21 protein-coding genes are annotated in these 21,340 nt (G+C 45.7%); 1 reads left to right on the plus strand and 20 read right to left on the minus strand.

What is annotated here, in order from left to right:
- Positions 1 to 27 precede the first annotated feature (27 nt).
- The 15 genes from ABFV83_RS12740 to mtaB form a co-directional block, all read right to left on the minus strand.
- A complete protein-coding gene (locus tag ABFV83_RS12740; protein WP_349944308.1) occupies positions 28 to 1,416 on the minus strand; it encodes a glycine--tRNA ligase in 1,389 nt (462 codons plus the stop codon).
- Between the two features lie 14 nt (positions 1,417 to 1,430).
- Entirely contained in the window at positions 1,431 to 2,060 is a 630-nt protein-coding gene (locus tag ABFV83_RS12745; protein WP_349944309.1) for a hypothetical protein, read from the minus strand.
- Between the two features lie 267 nt (positions 2,061 to 2,327).
- Positions 2,328 to 2,993 (minus strand): DNA repair protein RecO, encoded by a 666-nt coding sequence (gene recO / locus ABFV83_RS12750; protein ID WP_349944310.1) that lies wholly within the window; start codon positions 2,991 to 2,993, stop codon positions 2,328 to 2,330.
- Positions 2,994 to 3,008: 15 nt separating this feature from the next.
- Positions 3,009 to 3,914 (minus strand): GTPase Era, encoded by a 906-nt coding sequence (gene era / locus ABFV83_RS12755; protein ID WP_349944312.1) that lies wholly within the window; start codon positions 3,912 to 3,914, stop codon positions 3,009 to 3,011.
- 68 nt (positions 3,915 to 3,982) lie between these two features.
- Complete coding sequence (locus ABFV83_RS12760; protein WP_349944313.1) at positions 3,983 to 6,907, minus strand: insulinase family protein; 2,925 nt, start codon at positions 6,905 to 6,907, stop codon at positions 3,983 to 3,985.
- A 186-nt stretch (positions 6,908 to 7,093) separates the two neighbouring features.
- Positions 7,094 to 7,921, minus strand: coding sequence for a YdcF family protein (locus tag ABFV83_RS12765; RefSeq protein ID WP_349944315.1), 828 nt, complete (start codon positions 7,919 to 7,921; stop codon positions 7,094 to 7,096).
- A gap of 259 nt (positions 7,922 to 8,180) precedes the next feature.
- Positions 8,181 to 9,410 (minus strand): U32 family peptidase, encoded by a 1,230-nt coding sequence (locus ABFV83_RS12770; RefSeq protein ID WP_349944317.1) that lies wholly within the window; start codon positions 9,408 to 9,410, stop codon positions 8,181 to 8,183.
- Between the two features lie 110 nt (positions 9,411 to 9,520).
- Positions 9,521 to 10,162, minus strand: a complete 642-nt coding sequence (locus ABFV83_RS12775) for an O-methyltransferase (RefSeq protein ID WP_349944319.1) — start codon at positions 10,160 to 10,162, stop codon at positions 9,521 to 9,523.
- Entirely contained in the window at positions 10,159 to 10,596 is a 438-nt protein-coding gene (locus ABFV83_RS12780; protein ID WP_349944320.1) for an aminodeoxychorismate lyase, read from the minus strand. The genes ABFV83_RS12775 and ABFV83_RS12780 overlap by 4 nt, the downstream gene beginning before the upstream one ends.
- Before the next feature lie 75 nt (positions 10,597 to 10,671).
- Positions 10,672 to 12,339, minus strand: coding sequence for a ribonuclease J (locus ABFV83_RS12785; RefSeq protein ID WP_349944322.1), 1,668 nt, complete (start codon positions 12,337 to 12,339; stop codon positions 10,672 to 10,674).
- A gap of 15 nt (positions 12,340 to 12,354) precedes the next feature.
- Positions 12,355 to 12,822 (minus strand): Fur family transcriptional regulator, encoded by a 468-nt coding sequence (locus tag ABFV83_RS12790; RefSeq protein ID WP_054740585.1) that lies wholly within the window; start codon positions 12,820 to 12,822, stop codon positions 12,355 to 12,357.
- A 25-nt stretch (positions 12,823 to 12,847) separates the two neighbouring features.
- Positions 12,848 to 13,129: a DUF1292 domain-containing protein gene (locus ABFV83_RS12795; protein WP_349944324.1), complete on the minus strand. Its 282-nt coding sequence runs from the start codon at positions 13,127 to 13,129 to the stop codon at positions 12,848 to 12,850.
- Positions 13,119 to 13,559 carry a Holliday junction resolvase RuvX gene (ruvX, locus tag ABFV83_RS12800; protein WP_349944326.1) on the minus strand — a complete coding sequence of 147 codons (441 nt, stop codon included), beginning with the start codon at positions 13,557 to 13,559 and terminating at the stop codon, positions 13,119 to 13,121. Before ruvX ends, ABFV83_RS12795 begins: the two co-directional genes overlap by 11 nt.
- 141 nt (positions 13,560 to 13,700) lie before the next feature.
- Positions 13,701 to 13,961, minus strand: a complete 261-nt coding sequence (locus ABFV83_RS12805) for an IreB family regulatory phosphoprotein (RefSeq protein ID WP_054740595.1) — start codon at positions 13,959 to 13,961, stop codon at positions 13,701 to 13,703.
- A gap of 80 nt (positions 13,962 to 14,041) precedes the next feature.
- Positions 14,042 to 15,403, minus strand: a complete 1,362-nt coding sequence (mtaB, locus tag ABFV83_RS12810) for a tRNA (N(6)-L-threonylcarbamoyladenosine(37)-C(2))-methylthiotransferase MtaB (RefSeq protein ID WP_349944328.1) — start codon at positions 15,401 to 15,403, stop codon at positions 14,042 to 14,044.
- A 155-nt stretch (positions 15,404 to 15,558) separates the two neighbouring features.
- On the opposite strand from mtaB, the gene ABFV83_RS12815 reads away from it, so the two are divergent.
- Positions 15,559 to 15,792 (plus strand): PTS sugar transporter, encoded by a 234-nt coding sequence (locus ABFV83_RS12815; RefSeq protein WP_013271604.1) that lies wholly within the window; start codon positions 15,559 to 15,561, stop codon positions 15,790 to 15,792.
- A 75-nt stretch (positions 15,793 to 15,867) separates the two neighbouring features.
- On the opposite strand, the gene thiI is transcribed toward ABFV83_RS12815, so the two are convergent.
- The 5 genes from thiI to ABFV83_RS12840 form a co-directional block, all read right to left on the minus strand.
- Positions 15,868 to 17,046 (minus strand): tRNA uracil 4-sulfurtransferase ThiI, encoded by a 1,179-nt coding sequence (gene thiI / locus ABFV83_RS12820; protein ID WP_349944329.1) that lies wholly within the window; start codon positions 17,044 to 17,046, stop codon positions 15,868 to 15,870.
- A 49-nt stretch (positions 17,047 to 17,095) separates the two neighbouring features.
- A complete protein-coding gene (locus ABFV83_RS12825) occupies positions 17,096 to 18,250 on the minus strand; it encodes a cysteine desulfurase family protein (protein ID WP_349944331.1) in 1,155 nt (384 codons plus the stop codon).
- A 38-nt stretch (positions 18,251 to 18,288) separates the two neighbouring features.
- Entirely contained in the window at positions 18,289 to 19,026 is a 738-nt protein-coding gene (locus tag ABFV83_RS12830; RefSeq protein WP_349944332.1) for a 16S rRNA (uracil(1498)-N(3))-methyltransferase, read from the minus strand.
- A 64-nt stretch (positions 19,027 to 19,090) separates the two neighbouring features.
- Positions 19,091 to 20,047, minus strand: a complete 957-nt coding sequence (prmA, locus tag ABFV83_RS12835; protein ID WP_349944333.1) for a 50S ribosomal protein L11 methyltransferase — start codon at positions 20,045 to 20,047, stop codon at positions 19,091 to 19,093.
- Between the two features lie 9 nt (positions 20,048 to 20,056).
- Positions 20,057 to 20,800, minus strand: a complete 744-nt coding sequence (locus ABFV83_RS12840) for a TSUP family transporter (protein ID WP_349944335.1) — start codon at positions 20,798 to 20,800, stop codon at positions 20,057 to 20,059.
- Positions 20,801 to 21,340 lie beyond the last annotated feature (540 nt).

Below are 21,340 nucleotides of genomic sequence, written 5' to 3' on the forward strand. Positions count from 1 at the left end.
CTTCCCGTCAAAGGGAAACGATCCTATTTAGAAACGGAACTTATCTTCAAAATAACTTTTCAGCTCTGCAATGGGAACTCTCACCTGGTCCATGGTATCACGGTCACGGACAGTTACTGCAAAGTCCTCTTCGGAATCAAAATCATAGGTAACGCAGAACGGGGTGCCGATCTCATCCTGTCTTCTATAGCGCTTTCCGATATTGCCTCTGTCATCGAATTCGCAGTTATAGTATTTGCAAAGCTCTTCATATACCTTTTCCGCGCCTTCATTCAGCTTTTTGGAAAGAGGCAGCACACCGATCTTAACAGGAGCAATGGCAGGATGGAAGTGAAGCACCGTACGCACATCTCCTTCTGCGATCTCCTCTTCATCGTATGCAGCGCAAAGGAATGCAAGGGTCACACGGTCAGCTCCCAGAGACGGCTCTACCACGTAGGGAACGTACCGCTCCTTCTTTTCATCATCAAAATATGTCAAATCCTGACCGGAGGTATTCTGGTGCTGGGTTAAGTCATAATCTGTTCTGTCTGCAATTCCCCATAACTCACCCCATCCAAATGGGAACAGGAATTCAATGTCAGAGGTTGCCTTACTGTAGAAAGAAAGCTCTTCTTTCTCATGATCCCTGACACGCATCTCGTCTTCTTTGATTCCCAGGGTCTTCAGCCAGTTGATGCAGAACTCTTTCCAGTATGCGAACCATTCCAGATCCGTATCCGGCTCACAGAAAAATTCCAGCTCCATCTGCTCAAATTCCCTGGTACGGAAGGTGAAGTTTCCCGGAGTGATCTCGTTACGGAAGGATTTTCCGACCTGTCCGATTCCGAATGGTATTTTCTTACGGGAGGTTCTTTGTACGTTTTTGAAGTTTACGAAAATACCCTGAGCTGTCTCTGGTCTTAAGTATACGGTATTTTTGGCATCTTCTGTTACTCCCTGGAAGGTTTTGAACATCAGGTTGAATTGACGGATATCCGTAAAATCATGCTTTCCGCAGCTTGGGCAGCAAATGTTCTTCTCATCAATATAGCTCTTCATCTCTTCCTGGGACCAGGCATCTACAGAGCCTTCGATGGTGATATTGTTTTCAGACATGTAATCTTCAATCAGTTTATCTGCACGGAAACGCTCCTTGCATGCCTTGCAGTCCATCAGCGGGTCGGAAAAGCCGCCTAAGTGTCCGGAGGCGACCCAGGTCTGGGAATTCATCAAAATGGCACAGTCCACGCCCACATTATAAGGGCTTTCCTGAATGAATTTCTGCCACCATGCTTTTTTTACATTGTTCTTCAGTTCCACGCCTAAGTTGCCGTAATCCCAGGTATTTGCAAGGCCGCCGTAAATTTCGGAGCCAGGATATACAAATCCTCTTGATTTTGCAAGTCCCACAATCTTTTCCATTGTCTTTTCCATGATCTTAACCTCTCTTATTTAAAAATGATGTAATTTTTCCCTTGCGCTGTCTGAACGGTATAGTGATCCTTTATAACTACATTATTGGAAACAAATAAAAGCTTTCCCTGGGTTTGTATTGTCACCGGCTGTTTAGACTCCACAACAACGGCGAAGCACTCCCCTTTGCTGGATAACGCTTTTTTTTCTGCCTGTTTCCCATCAGAGGCCTTTACAAAAGTCACTCCTTCTGACTCACTCTGCCCTAATACATCGGACAAAGGGGTCACAGAAATGGAATCCACCTGGTTTTCTTTATCCTCATACTCAGAGGAAAAGCCGACCAGATCGCTTCCTGACCCATAGCGGAAAACCATTCTGGCATTCCCCTTTTCCAGAGTACAGGTATCCAGGGTTACTGCTCCCTGACCATGGGACTCATTATATCTGGAAACGGCTTCTTCCAGATATGCTTTTAATTCATCTGCACGATAGTAATCCTGTTCCGCATAGGTTTCCACCGTCGCGGTCTGAAGGGTTCCTTCTTCCGTTACATAAATTCTGCTGCTCTCCGAATTCAAGGTGCCGCCGCCGCTTCTGCCTAAGCAGCCTGTCAGCATTCCGGCAAACAGAAAAACAGCCAGAACGGCTTTCTTCTTTTTCATTCTTTTCCTCCTGCTTTGAATCCGATGTAGTGCTGCTTGTGAAACGCAGTGCTGGCCGCGAGAACGTTGGGCTGACTGTGAGAACGCAGTGCACCCGCGAGACCGCAGTGCAGCCATGGAATCCCGAGGATTCCATGGCTCACGGGCATTCACCCTATGAATCAGGGCACGAGAAAATTTTCTTATGTGCAAGCACAACGAAAATTTTCTCGTGCCCTGATTCGCACTGCTCATAGCATTCTTGAACATTATACCAAATCCCCCCCGTCATTTCAATACTTTCCCCCCGGTCATGGTGTGTAAAATCTCTAACGAATGAAATTCCCTGTCCACGTAACGTTTTTTATTGATTTCCACGCAGCGGCCAAATTCCTCCAGCACCGGGTCTGTCAGGGTAAATGTGTATAAGTGTTCTGCGGGTGAGGCAATTACATATTCCCACGCATAGCCTGCCGAATCACTCACTGGGCAGGGTGGGGCTTCTGTGTATTCTCCGTTTAGTACCATTGCTTTCAGTTCAAAAACTCTTTGTACCAGCTCATTTTTCAGAGCCGGTTTTAACAGCGCCCGGATGGACTGGTAAAGAAGCTTTAGAAGCCCTGTTCCGTCCATATTCTCCCGGGCATAGTAATCAGCCAGTTCCAGAAAATAAGAGCCATAACAGGTTCCTTCCATATCCAGGGCCAATGCTTCAAAATAATTGGTGATCTCCGCTGACCTAAGGGTGTAGGAATCCCTGCCCTCGTACAGGGAAAACTGCCCGAAGGCAAAGGGGCGGCTTACCGCCATAAGCGGATTACCCGGCCGCCTGGCCCCTCTGGCAAATGCGGTGATCTTTCCTCTTTCCCTGGTGAGTATCACAAGGCGCTTATCCATTTCTCCAACCGGGGACACTCTTATTACCATCCCCATCATGGTTTCAACTTCCCTCAATTTCTACCACCACTTTTAAATATCTTTTTCATTATATCCATAATTCTTCATATACAGATCGCTGTCACGCCACTCTTTCCGGACCTTGACCCAAAGCTGTAAATTTACCTTTGTATCCATCAGGCCTTCTATTTCCCTGCGGGCAGCGCTTCCGATCTTTTTAAGCATGGAACCGCCCTTTCCAATGATGATTCCTTTGTGGGATTCCCGCTCGCAGATAATTTCGGCTTCTATATCCATGATGCCGTTATCCCGCTCCTTCATCTTCTCAATGGTCACCGCGATCCCGTGGGGAATCTCATCGTTTAAAAGACGAAGGGCCTTTTCCCTGATAAGCTCCGCTGAAATCTGGCGCATGGGCTGGTCTGTAACCGTATCCTCATCGTAATACTGAGGTCCCTTTGGAAGATATTTATAGATAAGCTCCAGCATCAGATCCGTATTTTTGGCCTTTAAGGCGGAAACCGGCACGATCTCAGCAAAATGGCACACATCCTTGTAAGCATTTATAAAGGTCAGGATTTCCTCCTGGTTTTTCAGTGTATCAATTTTATTGATAACAAGGATCACAGGAGTTTTAACCTGGCTTAACTGCTCTGCAATATGCTGCTCCCCGGCCCCGATGTAGGTAGTCGGTTCCACCAGCCAGAGCACCACATCCACTTCCTTTAAGGTGCGCTCCGCAACGCTTACCATATATTCACCCAGCTTGTTTTTGGCTTTATGGATTCCGGGAGTATCGAGAAAAATGATCTGTCCTCTCTCATCCGTATATACGGTCTGGATTCGGTTTCTGGTAGTCTGGGGCTTATCAGAAGTAATGGCGATCTTCTGGCCTATGAGCTGGTTCATCAGGGTGGACTTCCCAACGTTGGGACGTCCGATCAGGGTTACAAAGCCTGATTTATAGTTGTTTTCCATATAGGTTTTCCTTTCCTCTTTCGTGTCCATGTTCTTTGGACATAAAGGTATGCCTGCAAGGCTTAATGTCATGAGTGGAACAGGTTCTTTGTTTCTCCAAACAGATCCTTCTCCGCCATGATTTTTTCTTCATTTCCAATAACGCAGAGACTTCCAGTATCCAATACGGCCTTTACAAGAGAAGCCAGGCTGCGGATGTCTTCCTGGGTAGCGTTTAATACCTCTTCCCGCTCTTTTTCCATCATTTCCTGGGTGACGCCGGATAAATAGGCGGAAAGACCCCGGTTTCCTCTGGTAGACGGCGGATATGGCACATCCATGTCGCTGATGGTGCCAATGACGTACTTTGTCATATCCCGGTCCGTGGCCTGGAAGCTCTCCAAATAATCCACGATTCCGTCATAAATCTGGTTTGTTTCTCTTACGTTTGGATCCCGGTAGGAAGTAAAATACCCTTCTCCTGAGCGCCCAAAGCCGCTCATACAGCCATAGGCTCCTCCCTTGACCCTTAAATTGATCCACAGGTAATCATAGCTTAAAATGACCTTTAGTATTTTAAGAGCTCCGGTATATTCCTTGCCGCTTCCTGCAAAGGATCCGCATCTGGCCACATAATTGACCTGGGAAGCGGTGCAGAAGCCTTCGTTCCTTTTTCCTGCCAAAAAGGTAAAGGGATATCGCTTTCCTTCTCCTTCCGGCAGCAAATCCGTAAGCTTTTTAAGTGCCTCGGGAAGCAGCTTATATCCTTCTTCATCTGCCGTATAACTGACCAGCATGTTCTGGGTGGTGAAAAGCTTTTCCATAACCGCTTTTAAGCGGGCAATGAACTCCTTCTTATGGGAAGGATATTCCTTTTCCAAATTCTCCAAAAATTCATAATATCCGATCCCGCCGGTCAAATCGTTAAAAGAAGAAGTGGCGGAGTAATAAGAAGTGGCTCTGGCCACTGCTGCCGAATGACAGGAGCCTTCCAGTTTCATTCTGGCCCTTGACCTGGTTTCACTGATGATCTCGCCTACACGCTTTTCATCATCCAAAATAGAGCGGGTCAGAATCTCGCCAAGAATGGAGAAACCAAAATCCAGTTTCTCATAAAGCACTCTGGCACTTGCCATAAAAAAGCCTTTAAACTCTCCCTTATTCCTTAAGTCAGGATAAGAGGTCACACTAAAGCTGACGCCGCCGCTGTTTAAATGGATCTCACTGGTCAGATCTCCATAGGTGAAATTTTCCGTATTCACATAGCCAAGCAGGGATTTTAAAAATCCCACATAAGGCAGATCCTCCACAGGAACTGCGGAAGTATCAAACAGAACCTTTAAATACCCGATTCCGGAGGTAAACATCTCATGATGGATCACTTTGACACCATGGGCCGTTTTCTCTTCCCATATGATCTCCTCTGCCTCCCTGCTGATATCTTCTCTTGAAAGCATGGGAATCTTTTCCAGAGTCTCCTGGGGAGATGGTGTTTCCTGGTATTCCTTTAAAGCACGGGTCTGTTCTGCAAGTTGACGAATCTCCTCTTCTGAAAGGGAGGCTTTGTATGCAGCCAGCTTCTTCGCTTCCTTCTCATCTTCCATTGCCGTTAAATTCTTTTTGGGGCTTACAGTCAAAACGGCCTCAAAAGGATTATCCAGAAGGTATTCCCTGATGAGCTGCTCAAAATATCCGTCATCCACTACCTTTTTTAAATAATCAAAGGTCTCCTGATATTCTAAGTGCATCATGGGATCCCCGTCATAGAGCCAGCTGTCCATGCATTGAAGCCCATACATCAGGCCCTTTGGCGCTGAACCGTAATCTGCTTCCCGGTAACGGAATTCGTAATAGTTCATTCCTGCTTTCAGGCTCTTCCTGTTGATTCCTTCGTCTGCAAGCTTTCTTAAAGTACCTTTTACAACGGCGAGGAATTCCCCTCTCTGCTCTTTGTTTGCATTTTTGGCAATGATGGTAAAATAGGGCTGAAGAATGCCGCTGTCATACCCGCCTAAAATGTCCTGGCCGATCCCTGCATCAATGAGAGCCTGCTTTAAGGGTGCGCCCGGCGCATCAAGAAGGGTGTATTCCAGAATCTGGAATGCAATATAAAGCCTGGGATCTAAATCGGTTCCCACTGCTGTGCTGATGGAAAGATAGGTTGCATTTTCTTCGGATTCTCCTTCGGTAATGGAATAGAAAGTCTCTCCTTCCACAGGCTCTGAAAAGGGCTTCTGTCTTGGGATTCTGGAATCAATGGTTATTTCATCGTATTGGCTTAAGTATTCTTTATCAAGCCATGCAAGCTTTTCTTCCATATCCATATCACCATAGAGGTAAATGTAGCTGTTGGAAGGATGATAATATCTTTTATGAAAGGCCAGAAAATCTTCATAGGTCAGGTCCGGAATAAAGGCTGGATCTCCGCCTGATTCCTGGCCATAGCAGTTATCCGGGAAAAGAGTTTTCCTGGTGTAGCGGTCCAGCACTTCTTCCGGGGAAGAAAATGCTCCCTTCATCTCATTATATACCACACCATTGTAAATCAGATCAGATTCCGGGCTTTCCAGCTCATAATGCCAGCCCTCCTGCATGAAAATCTTCGATTCTCTGTAAATATTGGGATGAAGCACGGCATCCAGGTACACGTTCATCAAATTCTGGAAATCCTTTTCATTGCAGCTGGCTACTGGGTATACCGTTTTATCGGGGTAGGTCATTGCATTTAAGAACGTGTTTAGAGACCCCTTTACCAGTTCTACAAACGGATCCTTTACCGGAAATTTGTCTGATCCGCAGAGAACGCTGTGTTCCAGGATATGAGCAACTCCGGTGCTGTCTGACGGCGGGGTACGGAATCCGATGGAAAATACTTTGTTCTCATCATCGCAGGATAAGAGGAATAGCCTGGCTCCGCTTTTTTTATGGCGGAGCACGTATCCGGATGCTTTGATTTCCTTAATTGCCTTTTCTTCTACAACCTCATAGGCTGCAAGGTTTTTAAACTGATTCATTCTGTGTTTTTTCCTCCTGCATGTTTATATTATACGTGAGTCCGCAGTGCAGCCAGCGAATCTGAAAGATTCGCTGGCTCACGGGCATTCGCCCTATGAAACAGGCCATGATAAGATTTTCTTATGTGCAGGCACAACGAAAATCTTCTCCTGTCCTATTTCGCACTGCTCATTGCATTCGTGTAATTACATATTGCCCACTAATTTGTCTTTTAATATCGCGGCGCACTCTCTAACGCAAAAGTGTACGAAAAGAATGGGGTCGGATTCACAGGATATGCCATAGATATCCGGTATTCCCCATTTCTTCCCAATCTGCAGCGCCCGAAATACATGAAAATCACTGGTGAGGACGCCAATCTTAATGGGCTTATCCGGCACCTCCTCAAAGGTTCCCGGCTCCATGAAAATCGGCTGATCCTCCTGACGGCGGGCTTTTCTTTCTGCCTGATCTTCTTCAATGGCTACGCGGCTGTATGCAATATTCTCAACGGTACTGGTGGAGCGGGTCTCTAATATCAGCTGTTCCTCTTTTACTCCGTTAAAGACCAGGTAATCCCGCATGGCCGCGGCTTCGCTGACAGGTTCATCATCACCCTGGCCGCCGGACAACACCAGAATTGTGGACGGATTGTCATCTAAGTACTCCATGGCTTTATCCAGCCGTTTTTTTAAGGATTTGCTGACTCCTGTTTCCTTTACCCTTGCACCCAGCACAATGACATAGTCCAGATTAGAAGTATCCCGGACAGCAACTCCTGTAAATACCAGGATCTCCACCACCAGGAACACCAGAATTCCGGTACAGCACATGGTAATCACCGACACTGGAATCCATAAGGGAACCTTATCCTTATGCTTTACATAGGTTTCCCATCCCATCGGCAGCAATATGCATATGGCAGCAAATACAAGCCATATAAATGAAAGAGATGTGGTCAGACCTGAATAAAGAATGATCACAACATAATAAATAATGCAGGAAACGGCTATCAGCCAAAAAATTAACGCCATATGCCAGCCTCCATTCTACACGTTTTAAAGCCAGGTAAATTCTGGGCATAATTCTTTTATAGCATACCACAATATAGGCATTTCTACAACAGTCGCTGAAATGATACTTTCGGAATCTTAGGATTTATCAGATATAAAAATGCCCGCTGATCAAAAACTATTAAAATCTATTATCTGTGCGATACAGACCTGCTTAAACAGATAACATAAATTCTAATAATAATGATCAGCGGGCATTCCTCATAATTTCCCGGCAGTCTTATTCCATTTCACTTCTGCGAAGAATATCATACGGCTCCATTTCCACATCCAGATCCACATAGAGGGTCTGCTGGGGATGAGGAGCACTTTCCTGGGAGATGCCCTCCTCATCATATATAGCTTTTACAACGACTTCCAGGTTCCTGCCGTCGGGCTTCATCACCTCAATGGTCTCTCCTACGGTAAACTTATTCTTTTGCGAGGTACGGGCAAAGCCTCTTTCATCCACCGCCTCAATGGTACCCAGATACGTATAGTTTTTCACATAAGTATTATTGTTATAGATCTGTGTGGTGGAATCAGGCTTTCCAAAATAAAAGCCGGTGGTAAATTCCCGGTAAGTACATTTTCCGATTTCAGAGCGGTACCACTCCATATTGGCCCGGTAGATTTCAGGGTCCTTGTTATAATCATCAATGGCTTTCCTATAGGTCCTTGCCACAGTAGCCACGTAAAGAGCTGTTTTCATGCGGCCCTCTATCTTAAAGCTGTCGATCCCCGCCTCCATCATCTCCGGGATATATTCGATCATGCATAAATCCTTGGAATTGAAGATGTAGGTTCCCCGCTCATTTTCATAGACCGGCATGTATTCTCCGGGACGTTTTTCCTCAACAATGGAATACTTCCAACGGCACGGATGGGTGCAGGCCCCCTGATTGGCGTCTCTTCCTGACATGAAGTTGCTTAAAAGGCAGCGCCCGGAATAGGAAATGCACATGGCTCCGTGGATAAAGCTTTCGATCTCCATATCCTCCGGAATCCGGCTGCGTATTTCCTTGATCTCTGCCAGAGAAAGCTCCCTGGCGGAAACCACCCGCTTGGCTCCAAGCTGGTGCCAGAACAGATAGGTCCCGTAATTGGTGTTGTTTGCCTGGGTGCTGATATGGATTTCCAAATCCGGCATGATACGCTTTGCGATGGCAAATACTCCCGGATCGGAAATGATCAGGGCATCAAGGCCTGTTTCCTTTAATTCTTCAAAATATTCCTCTACGCCGGTCAGGTCATCATTGTGGGCCAGAATGTTGGCCGTGATATAGACCTTTACCCCTTTTTCGTGAGCAAAGGCAATTCCTTCCCGGATCTCTTCCATTGAAAAATTCTTTGCCTTGGCACGGAGGCCAAAGGCTTCTCCTCCGATATAGACAGCATCTGCTCCGTAAACTACCGCAGTTTTAAGTACATCCAGGCTGCCTGCCGGAATTAAAAGTTCGGTCTTTCTCATAAAAATCCTTTCTTGTGTCTATATTATGAAAACAAAAAATGTTTTCATAATCGGATGAACGGCTAAAAAGCAGCCCTCTTATGGAAACCTGCTTTGCAGATTCCCATAAGCTATATTAGAATGCTGACGGTTATACCATCACCAATGGGTACAATGGTCGTTGTAAGCCGCTCAGAATGCTTTAGCTCATATAAGTATTCCCGCATCCGCCCGTGAATGGTCCGGTTTCTGCGCTCCACTGCATAGCGGGATTCTATGATATCCCCATCCTGAAGGACATTGTCGGAAATCAGCATCCCCCCGGGGGCCATAAGCTCTAAAATCCCTGGCAGCCACAAAAGATACTGCCCCTTGGCCGCATCCATGAAAACAAGGTCAAAGGGGCCGGTAAGCCCCTTTAATATTTCCTGCGCATCTCCCTCAAGGAGGGTGATCCGTTCAATTTCTCCGGCCTCTTTAAAATTTTCTTTGGCCTCCGGAATCCTTTTTTCATATTTTTCTATGGTAGTGATATGGCAGTCATGAGGCATGGCCTCTGCCATTAAAAGAGTGGAATAACCGACCGCAGTTCCCACCTCTAAAATAGCCTTTGGCCTCATGGCGGCTATCATAGTTTGAAGGAAGGCAGCGGTCTCTTCCCTGATAACCGGGACGCCTTCCTGCCTTGCCTTTTTTCCGATTTTTGAAAGGAGCGGGCTTCTGTCTGTTTCCAGAGATTTGATATAATCCGTTATCCTGTCGTTTACAATCATTTCTTCTCTTCCTTTTCCCCTGTATTCTCATTCATCATCTGAAGGATTTCCTTGGAGGTCATGGAAGTGTTAAAGGTATATCCTCCCGGATTTACCTTATAATCAAAAAATTCCGCCTGTATGATAAAGGAATATTCATTGGATATCAAACCACTGTCCTTTAAAAGCTTCGCCGTCTGGACCACAGAAGTTCCTTTGCTGATCGTTATTTCCTTATCCCGTCCCGGCTCTGAATCCACCGCGGAGGCGTAGAAAATATCATGGCCAAACTCATATCCTCTGGTAACTCCCTCATAAAGCAGAAGGATCACCAGGGCAAAGATAATAAGCCTGCTTGAAATCGCAATGACTGCTCCTGTTATTTTATTAATCTCTTTCGTTGCACGGCTCATATCCTGCTCCCTTTCCTCGTTATAGCCCGCTTCCCAGGGCATAAAGGTATACCCGCAGGGTGTTTCCTCGTTATAGCCCGCTTCCCAGGACTTAAAGGTATGGTTTCTTCCCCTGTACTATACTTCCATAATGATCGGCAGAATCATAGGATTCCGTTTCATCCGCTTCCATAAAAAGTCGCTTAAGCTGTCACGTATAACGTTCTTAATTTTCCCCCAGTCATTGACATGGCGGTCCAGACAGTCAGAAACTGCTTCATTGACAACATTCCTGGCTTCTTCCATTAAATCCTCAGACTCACGCACATAAACAAATCCTCTGGACACAATATCCGGCCCAGCCAAAAGCTGGTTGGAATATTTCTCCAGGGTCAGAACCACCACGATAATTCCGTTCTGGGCCAGGTTCTGTCTGTCTCTTAAAACAATATTTCCCACATCTCCGACACCAAGGCCGTCTACCAGGATTCCTCCTGCCTGGACGTGGTCCACGATCTTCCAGGATTCCTGTCCCAGCTCAACCACATCACCGGAGGACATGATGATCACGTTCTCCTTAGGAGTTCCCATGGCCTGAACCAGATTTTTCTGGGCCATGATATGACGGTATTCGCCGTGGACCGGAATAGCATATTTAGGGCGGACCAGGGCATACATCAGCTTGATTTCCTCCTGGCATGCATGTCCGGACACATGGGTATCATCGCTGATCACCTCTGCACCCTTCATGGAAAGCTCGTTAATGACCTTGGAAACAGCCTTTTCATTGCCCGGAATCGGATGAGAGCTTAAAATAATCACATCAGTTGGCTTAATGGAAATCTTCTTATGAGTGCTGCTTGCCATTCTGGAAAGGGCTGCCATGGATTCTCCCTGGCTTCCGGTGGTGATGAGAACGGTCTGCTCATCGGGATAATTTTTTAACTGATCGATTTCAATCAGGGTTCCATCGGGAATATTTATATAGCCAAGCTCACTGGCCGTGCCGATCACATTGACCATGCTGCGGCCCTCTACCACTACCTTACGGTCATACTTGGCTGCGGAATTGATGACCTGCTGTACCCGGTCCACGTTTGAAGCAAAGGTGGCTACAATGATGCGGTTATTCTTATGGTCTGCAAAAATGTTATCAAAGGTTTTTCCAACGGTCTTTTCCGAAGGAGTGAATCCTGGCCTAATGGCATTGGTGCTGTCACACATCATGGCCAGAACGCCCTTTTTGCCCAGCTCGGCAAAACGCTCTAAATCAGCCGGTTCCCCGAATACGGGAGTATAATCAATCTTAAAATCGCCTGTATGCAAAATCACGCCGGCCGGTGAAAAAATGGCAAGGGCGGAGGCATCGGCGATACTGTGGTTTGTTTTAATAAATTCGATACGGAAACAGCCTAAGTTTACGGACTGTCCGTGCTTGATCACCTTTCTCTTGGTGTTTTTCAGTAAATTGTGTTCTTTCAGTTTGTTCTCGATCAGGGCAATGGTAAGCTTTGTTCCGTATACCGGTACATTAATATCCCTTAAGATATAAGGAAGGGCGCCTATATGGTCCTCATGACCATGGGTGATTAAGAATCCTTTTACCTTATCGATGTTCTGTTTCAGGTAAGAGACATCCGGTATCACCAGATCGATTCCAAGCATATCATCCGTGGGGAATGCCAGTCCGCAGTCCACAATGATGATGCTGTCTTCACATTCAAACGCAGTGATATTCATACCGATCTGCTCCATTCCGCCTAAAGGAATGATTTTAACTTTCGCGTTGCTGTCTTGTTTTTTCAATATTTTACCTCCATCTTATGATTTTCCGTCCTGTTCTTCTTCCATTGCCTCCCGGCATTCCCTGCAATACCCGTGCAGCTTCACTTCATGATCGGTAACAAGAAAACCTGTCCTGTCAAGAAGGGCCTGCTCCAGCGTATCCAGTAAATCGCCTTGAAAGGAAAATACGTTTCCGCATCGGTTGCAAATCGCGTGGTGATGGTGATGTCTGGACTCACGATCCAAGCCCCCTAATTCGTAGCGGGCGAATCCATCGTCAAAACTGACCTTGTCAATTACTGATAAATCCACCAGTACCTGCACGGTCCTGTAAATCGTGGCAAGCCCAATCTCCGGGCACTTCTGCCTGGCCAGATCGTAGATCTCTTCCGCAGTCAGATGCTGCCCGGGGCGCTCTGCCATGAGCTCCAGTACCAGCATGCGCTGGTTGGTCACCTTGAGTCCTTTCTCTCGGAGCATATTTTTAAATATTTCCTGTTTCATGTAACAGTCCCTCAATTACTCACCATTAAATTTCAATATCCACATCTGCTCCGTCAAGCAGTTCGGAAAATATCTTAAATAAATAATCTATCTCGTTATCATCCTCTACAAACTCATACAAAGCCTGGCTGTCTTCCTGCTTTGACAAATCCTTCAAGATGTAACATTCGCCTTCGTCATCTTCATCTGCCGCATCAGTTACCAGCAGATAATTCATCCCATTAATTCTGGTTTCTTCCAGAACGTAAAATTCTACGGTTTCCCCTGAATCCGTTGTCAGGGTAATTTTCTTTTCTTCACTGTTCATTTCCTGTCTCCTGCCTTAAGCTGTCCAGATAGCCCTGCAGGATCAGTCCTGCCGCCACCTGATCAATGACTGCCTTGCGGTGTTCCCGTCTTACACCGCTTTCCTGTAATATTCTCTCCGACGCCACGGTTGTAAGTCTCTCATCCCAGAGGATGACGGTAAGTCCGGTACGTCTCATGAGCATCTCTTTAAACTGCTCCGTTTTCTCGGCCCGGTCACCGGCCGAATTATTCATATTTTTAGGATAACCGAGGACAATGGTTTCAATCTCATATTCCCGGATCAGTTCCTCAATCCGGGCACAGGTTTTTCTCAGTTTATTCTCGTCTTCTCTCGTAATTGTCTCCACTCCCTGGGCGGTTATACCAAGTAAGTCGGAAACTGCAACTCCTACAGTTTTAGAACCGTAATCAAGCCCCATAATCCTCATATTTTTCCTCCAAGGCGGCTCCTCTTCCAATCTTTATGCAACAAAAGAAAGCTGGTCCAAAGCCAACCGTATAAAAACAAACTGTCAGACTCCGCCTTCGTTCACTTCATCTGACAGCTAGACTTATGATTATCCACAGCCTTATTTCAACATTGTATTAATATATACCCTCATTAGCTCTTCCAGAATCTCATCCCGCTCCACTTTCATGATAAGACTTCTGGCGTTCTTATGGCTGGTAATATAAGTAGGATCTCCTGACATAATATAGCCTACGATCTGGTTGATAGGATTATAACCCTTCTCAGTAAGGGCAATATAAACCTGTTCCAGTACCTGGCTTACATTTAGTTTATTTTCCTGCACTGCCTTGAAAAATTGCGTATTATGAATATCGCCCATGTTTCTCACGTCCTTTAACTGTTCTACTATATTCTAAACCAAAATATTGGATTCGGCAAGCCAAAAATAAAATTTGTCTCTTAATGCTTTAAAAATGCCACTTCATCAGTCATCATTTCTGTCAGAGTTCCCTCTATTACCACGCCCTTTAGGCCCTCTTCAAAGGGAACCACGGCCTTCACATATTCTCTGGTGTGACCGATCATATAATGGACGTCATTTAACCAGTATTCCTCTTCCATGAGCACCTCTGTCCTGGAACCCAGACATGACTTCCGGTACTCAAGAGACATTTCTCTTTCCAGGCAAAGAAGCTCATTGCTGCGTTCCGCCTTTGTGGATTCCGGTATCTGATCCGGCATCACCGCCGCCCTTGTACCGTTTCTTTTGGAATATTTAAAAACATGCATCTCATAGAACCGGACATTTTTTAAATATTCCCTTGTCATCCGGAATTCCTCTTCTGTTTCTCCCGGAAACCCTACGATCACATCAGTGGTAATGGCAGGATTTTTAAATGCCTTCCGCAAAATCTGGCAGCGGTTCAAATAATCCTCTGTGGTATAATGGCGGTTCATCCTCTTTAAGGTATCATCGCATCCGCTTTGAAGGGATAAATGGAAGTGGGGACATATTTTATCAAGTTCTGCAAGCGCCGACGCAAACTCTTCGGTCACGATCCTTGGTTCCAGAGAACCAAGGCGGATCCGTTTTAAGCCTTCCACTTCGTGTATGCTCCGGATCAGATCCAGAAGGGTAAGACGCTCTTCCTCGGGAAAATCCTTTCCATAAGAGCTTAAATGGATTCCTGTAAGCACGATCTCCTGATATCCGGACGTGGTCAAGCGTTTGACCTCTTCTACCACCTCAGCAGGCTTCCGGCTTCTCACCCGTCCTCTGGTATAAGGTATGATGCAATAGCTGCAAAACTGGTTGCAGCCATCCTGGACCTTGATAAATGCCCTGGTATGGTCCGAAATCCTGTCAATGGACAGATTCTCATATTCCCTGGTATCATTGATGTCAATAATATTTTCCACCCCTTTATCGGGCGCATAAGTATGCTTAACGGATGCTTCTTCTTCCGTCTTCTTCCTTTGGGCAAAGTAGTCATCCAGAATAGAGACCAGCTCGGTCTTTTTGTTGTTGCCTACGACCAGGTCCACCGCTTCATCCTTTTTAAGTTCTTCTCCTGCTGCCTGGACGTAGCATCCAGCCGCCACGACCACTGCTTCCGGGTTCATCTTCTTTGCCCTGTGAAGCATCTGTCTGGACTTGCGGTCCGCGATATTTGTTACGGAGCACGTATTAATGATATAAACATCGGCCCCTTCCGCAAAGGGAACGATCTCATATCCGGCGCTTTCAAGAAGCTGCTGCATGGCCTCTGTTTCATAGGAATTAACCTTGCATCCAAGATTATGCAGGGCTGCCTTTTTCATCTTGTTTTCTCCTATCTAAATAATCAGTTCATTTTCAGTATTTTCATGTAAAATTACCATTGACTTTTATACAATATATCAGTAGTATTGAAGAGAAAAAGGGGGGTTCCTCACTTTAATTTAAATAAAAAAGCTTACCTAAGGAGGTTTTTCACATGAAAACAGTTCGTATATCTTTAAATTCCATCGATAAAGTAAAATCTTTTGTAAATGATTTGACAAAATTTGACACTGACTTTGATCTTGTTTCCGGCAGATACGTAATTGACGCAAAATCTATTATGGGCATCTTCAGCCTGGATCTTTCCAAACCCATCGATTTAAATATCCACTCAGAAAATAATGCCGATGAAATCTTAAACGTTTTATCCCCATATATTGTAGATTAATAAATCAGGAATTACGTTTTAAAACGGGGTCCGGCCTTTTCCAGAAGAGAGCCGGACCCCGATTTTATTTTTCTTTTAACACCAGACCTTTTCTACCGTGCTTATGGCCGTTTCAACCAGTTCTTCAATCTTTTCTTCTAAGTTTTCCTCTGACCGTTCAATCATCTTTAAATTTGGCTTTGTCACCGGATGCTTTGCCACAAAAATGGTGCAGCAATCCTCAAAAGGAAGCACAGAAGTCTCATAAGTACCAATCTTTTCCGATACATCCACGATTTCCTGTTTATCAAAGCCGATGACTGGGCGGAATACCGGCATGGTGGTGGCTGCATCCGTAGCTGCCAGTGACTGCATGGTCTGGGAAGCCACCTGTCCGATGCTCTCTCCTGTAATAAGGGCCATGGCACCGCTGTCTCCTGCCAGCCGCTCTGCGATCCGCATCATATAACGCCTCATGATGATGGTAAGCTCCTCATGGGGGCATTTATCATAAATATACAACTGGATGTCCGTAAAATTCACAATATGAAGGTGAATCGGCCCGGAATATTTAGAAACCAGCTTTGCCAAATCAACGACTTTTTGCTTGGCCCGCTCACTGGTATATGGCGGCGCATGGAAGTAAACGGCATCGATCTTAACTCCGCGCTTTGCGATCATGTAGCCTGCTACCGGACTGTCGATACCGCCGGACAAAAGAAGCATGGCTTTTCCATTGGTTCCTACCGGCATGCCGCCCGGACCTGGAATGGTATGGGAGTAAATATTGATCTTATTCCGGACTTCCACATGAAGCATCACATCCGGCTTATGGACATCGACCTTTGTCTCAGGAAATGCATGAAGTACCAATTCCCCAAGATCCCGGTTGATCTGCTCCGAATTTATCGGATACTTTTTGTTTCCTCTGCGGGTATTGACCTTAAAGGTGAAATTCTTATCTTCATAGAATTCATCCACATAGGACAGAACCTGTTTCTTTAAATCTTCATATCCATTGTCCTCCACCTGAACCATGGGACAGATGGCAGCAATGCCGAAAATGCATTTAAATGCTTCTATGACCTCATCAAAATCATAGTCAGACTCTGCTGTTACATAGATACGTCCTGATTCCTTGGAAACCACAAAATCGCCGTCTACCCTCTTTAAAGAGTGGCGGATCTGAGCCACCAGGGCATCCTCGAACAGATAACGGTTTTTTCCTTTTACACCGATCTCTGCATATTTAATTAAAAATGATTGATATTGCATCTGTTATCCTTTCCTCTTTCCTGCCCATGGTTACCCGGCAGGCTTTTTCCTAGCCTCTCTGATACCGCCTTAAAACAGGCATAAGCTCCTTAAGCACATCAATACAGTAATCTATTTCCTCTTTGGTGTTATAAACCCCGAAGCTGAACCGCAGCGTGGAATCCAGAAGCTCTGGTTTTACACCGATTCCTTTTAACGTCCCGCTGACAGCCGGATGGTTGGAAGAGCAGGCAGACCCGGAGGACACATAAATGTCCCTTTCTTCCAGAGCATGCAAAAGCACTTCGCTTCGGACACCTAAAAAGCTTGCGCTGACAATCTGAGGCGCTGAAAAATCACCGGGAAGGCTGTTTACCGTGACCCCGTCGATTTCTGAAAGCCTGCTTATCATGTAATCCTTAAGGGCGATCATGGACTGCATCTTCTCTCCGTGATCCGTATACATGATTTTAGCCGCTACGCCCATGCCTGCGACTCCCGGAACATTTTCCGTACCGGAACGCATGCCTCTCTGCTGGCCTCCTCCATAAATCAGAGGTCTTATTTTCACTCTCTGGTCAATGTATAAAAATCCTACTCCCTTTGGTCCATGTATCTTATGGGCGCTGACGGATAATAGGTCAATCCCCTGGCGCTTTGGCCGGATGACAAATTTTCCGTAAGCCTGAATGGCGTCCACATGAAACAGGATGGAGGGATTCTTCTTTTTTATGACCTTTGAAATGGCTTCAATGGGTTCTACTGCGCCGATTTCATTATTCACATACATGATGGAGACCAGAATGGTTTCCGGGCGGATAGCCGCCTCCAGCTCTTCCAGGCGGATGTGCCCATGGGCATCCACAGGAAGATAGGTCACGGAAAAGCCCTGTTCCTCTAAAAATGCCAGGGAGTTATACACCGAAGCATGTTCAATGCCGGTGCTGATGATGTGGTTTCCCGCCCTTTTATTGGCCATGGCAGTCTCGATCAGGGCCATATTGTTGGATTCTGAGCCGCCGGAGGTAAAAACAATCTCCTTTGGTGCAACTTTTAATGTCCCGGCTATGATTTCCGCAGCTTCCTTAGTATACCGTTCCGCTGCCATTCCCTTTTTATGCTTGGCGGAAGGATTTCCATAATCCTCCGTCATGATCTTTACAACAATATCTTTTACCGGCTCCAACACTCTGGTTGTGGCCGAATTATCAAAATAGGCTTCCATATATGGCTCTTCCTTTCCTCGTGGTTTCCCGGCCCCCATCAGCCTTCCAGCTGGAAAGCCAGCACGGATACAATGGCAAGGCCGGCAGTTTCCGTCCTCAGAATCCGTTTTCCCAGGGTAATGGGTTTTGCACCAAAACTCTTTGCAAGCTCCACTTCAGAATCTTCAAAGCCGCCCTCCGGTCCGATAAATATCCCTGCGCTCATTCCAGGTTTAATACCGGACAGGATTTCTTTTGTCTCTGCCATATCCTTTGCATGTTCAAATGGAATGACTGTTATCTCAAGCTCTTTTGCAAAGGCCAGAGCTTCCTGAAACGACATGACACCGGACACCTCCGGTATAACAAGCCGCTTGGACTGCTTGGCAGCGCTTTCAGATACTGCCCTCCAGCGGCGAAGCTTTGATTCTTCCTTCTTTTTATCCAGCCGTACCACGGCCCGTCTGGTCTCCACCGGGATGATCCTGTGTACTCCAAGCTCTACGGCCTTCTGTATGATTAACTCCATCTTGTCGCCCTTTGGCAGCCCCTGAAACAGATAGAGCCTTGCAGGAAGCTCGGCGCCTCCCTCATCTACAGACAGGATTTTAGCCGTCACTTCCAAAGAAGCCACGCAGGTTATCTCACACAGGTAATCTTTGTCTACCCCATTGCTGATTAAAATCTGTTCCCCGGCGCCCATGCGCAGGACATTTTTAATATGGTTCACATCCGGCCCCATGATCCGGATTACTGAATCTCCGATCTGATCCGGATTAACAAAAAAGTGATACATTCTGTTTCCTCTTTCTTGTCCATGTTCTTTGGACATAAAGGTATGCCTGGAAGGCGCCCTCTTCCTATTTCTTTCTGACCGTTATAGAGACCCATTCGCCCTGATAAGTGGTTTCCACAAACTCAAAGGCATCATTTTCCTCAAATGCTTTTTTCACCGCTTCTTCCTTCATGTTAATGATGCCGGAAGTAATGAAAACAGCGTCTTTTTTCATATGGACAGAAATTTCCTTCTGAAGCAGGATGATGATGTCCGCCAGGATATTGGCTGCCACCACATCGTATTTTTCAAAGCCTGCTTTCTCCTGTATTGCCCTGTCATTAATAATATTACCCTGCAATACCTGAAACTTATCCACAGGAATATCATTGGCTTCCATATTTTCCTTAACAGCAGCAATGGCATTTTCATCAAGGTCTGTTCCAAACACCTCTTTTGCCCCCAGCTTTAAGGCAGTGATCCCAAGAATTCCGCTTCCGGTTCCCACATCAAGGAGGGTTGTCTCCGGTGTCACGTATTTTTGCAGCTGACGGATACAAAGCTGGGTCGTCTCATGCTGTCCGGTTCCAAAGGCAGTTCCCGGATCGATCTCAATTAAAAGCTTGTCCTTGTGCTCCTCCGGGATTTCCTCCCAGGTAGGTTTAATCAGGATATCATCCACGGTAAACGGCTTAAAATACTGTTTCCAGTTATTGATCCAGTCCTTATCCTCTGTCTCACCGGACTCTATGGTACATTCCCCTAAATCCGTGAACATGGAAAGCTCGGAAAGCCCTTCTTCCACACGCTGTAGCATGCCCTGGATATCTGAATCCGGTTCCAGATAAAAGCTGACCTTTGCAACACCCTCATCCGGCGGAAGCTCCGGCAGAATGTCGATAAACATGCCTTTTGTCTCTGCTTCCGTAAGAGGGATATTATCTTCGATTTCAATTCCTTCTATTCCGATTTCATCAAACATGCTGCTGACTAAATCCACGGCCTCTGTGGTTGTGGTCAGCGTAAATTTCTTCCATTTCATAGCAATTCCCTATCCTTTTATAATTTTTACAAATAAACACAAAAGCACCACTAAAACTACCGGGCGCACAATCTTTAATCCATTTTTCACTACAAGACCTGATCCGATATAATGGCCTGCAATACAGAATAGTCCTGACGCCAGTCCTAAGGGAATCAAAACCTTTCCATTTATTAAAAAAGTCACCAATGCTGCAATGTTGGAGGATAAATTGATCACTTTCGTGGTACCTGATGCACTCCTGACATCCATTTTGGCTAATCCGGTCAGAATAAGCAGTAAGAAGGTTCCCGTCCCTGGTCCATAAAATCCGTCATAGCCTCCAATGATCAGCGCTGCACATATGCTGATTAAAAGCATCTTTTTCTCAGGCAGACTGCCTTCCTCCTGATCTCCCAGGTTTTTATTCCTGAGAACATAAAAAGCAACAACCGGGAGTACCGCCAGCATCATGCCTTTTAATACCCGCTCACTGGCAAGCATGGATAAATGCGCTCCGATTACAGAGCCGACCACAGCAAAAAGTGCGGCAAGCAGAGACAGCTTTGCTTTAATGTAGCCGCCCTTCGCATACCTGGCCGTAGAGATCACGGTTCCCATGGTGGAACCCAGTTTATTGGTCCCAATGGCCAAATGAGGAGGCACCCCTGCTGCCAGATATGCGGGAAGGGATATAAGTCCTCCGCCTCCTGCTATGGAGTCCACAAATCCTGCCAGAAAAACAAGAGGGCATACGATCAGATATTGGTACATAGGCGTTTTCCTTTCCTTGGCATCCGGGAGCCGGATTTTCTTATTATAGTATAGGAACGAAGTTCTTTCAGCTTTAAACCACAAAATATCATAACATACAATGAAATCCCTTGCAAGCATCTAACATCAACGAAATTTGAAGGGTTATTTCATCTTTTACAAAAAAAATAATTTTTTTTAAAAAAGATGCAATAAAATCTGTAGCTGATGCATTAACTAATTGAACGGATGAGAATAACTTTTGTTTCGTTCCGGTCGCAAGGGCAAAAAAATATCAAGTAAACGAAATTCCTTGATGCATTACACCCCATCACACCCGCCTGAGCGATTGGAATTGAAACAGGAACTATTTTCACAAATTACAAAGCAAAAAACATTTGTAATGAAAAACAGGGGACGCACCTCATGGCTGAAGCATTTCAGCCGTCAGGTGCGTCTCCTGCTTTTTTACAATGAAAGCTTTCTGTTTCATCTTTTATTGTTTTCCATCTAATGATCAATATCTCTTTTTGCCTCTAAAACTGCTTCCTGACAGATTGC

The sequence above is a fragment of the Lacrimispora sp. BS-2 genome, assembly GCF_040207125.1.
Lineage (GTDB): Bacteria > Bacillota > Clostridia > Lachnospirales > Lachnospiraceae > Lacrimispora.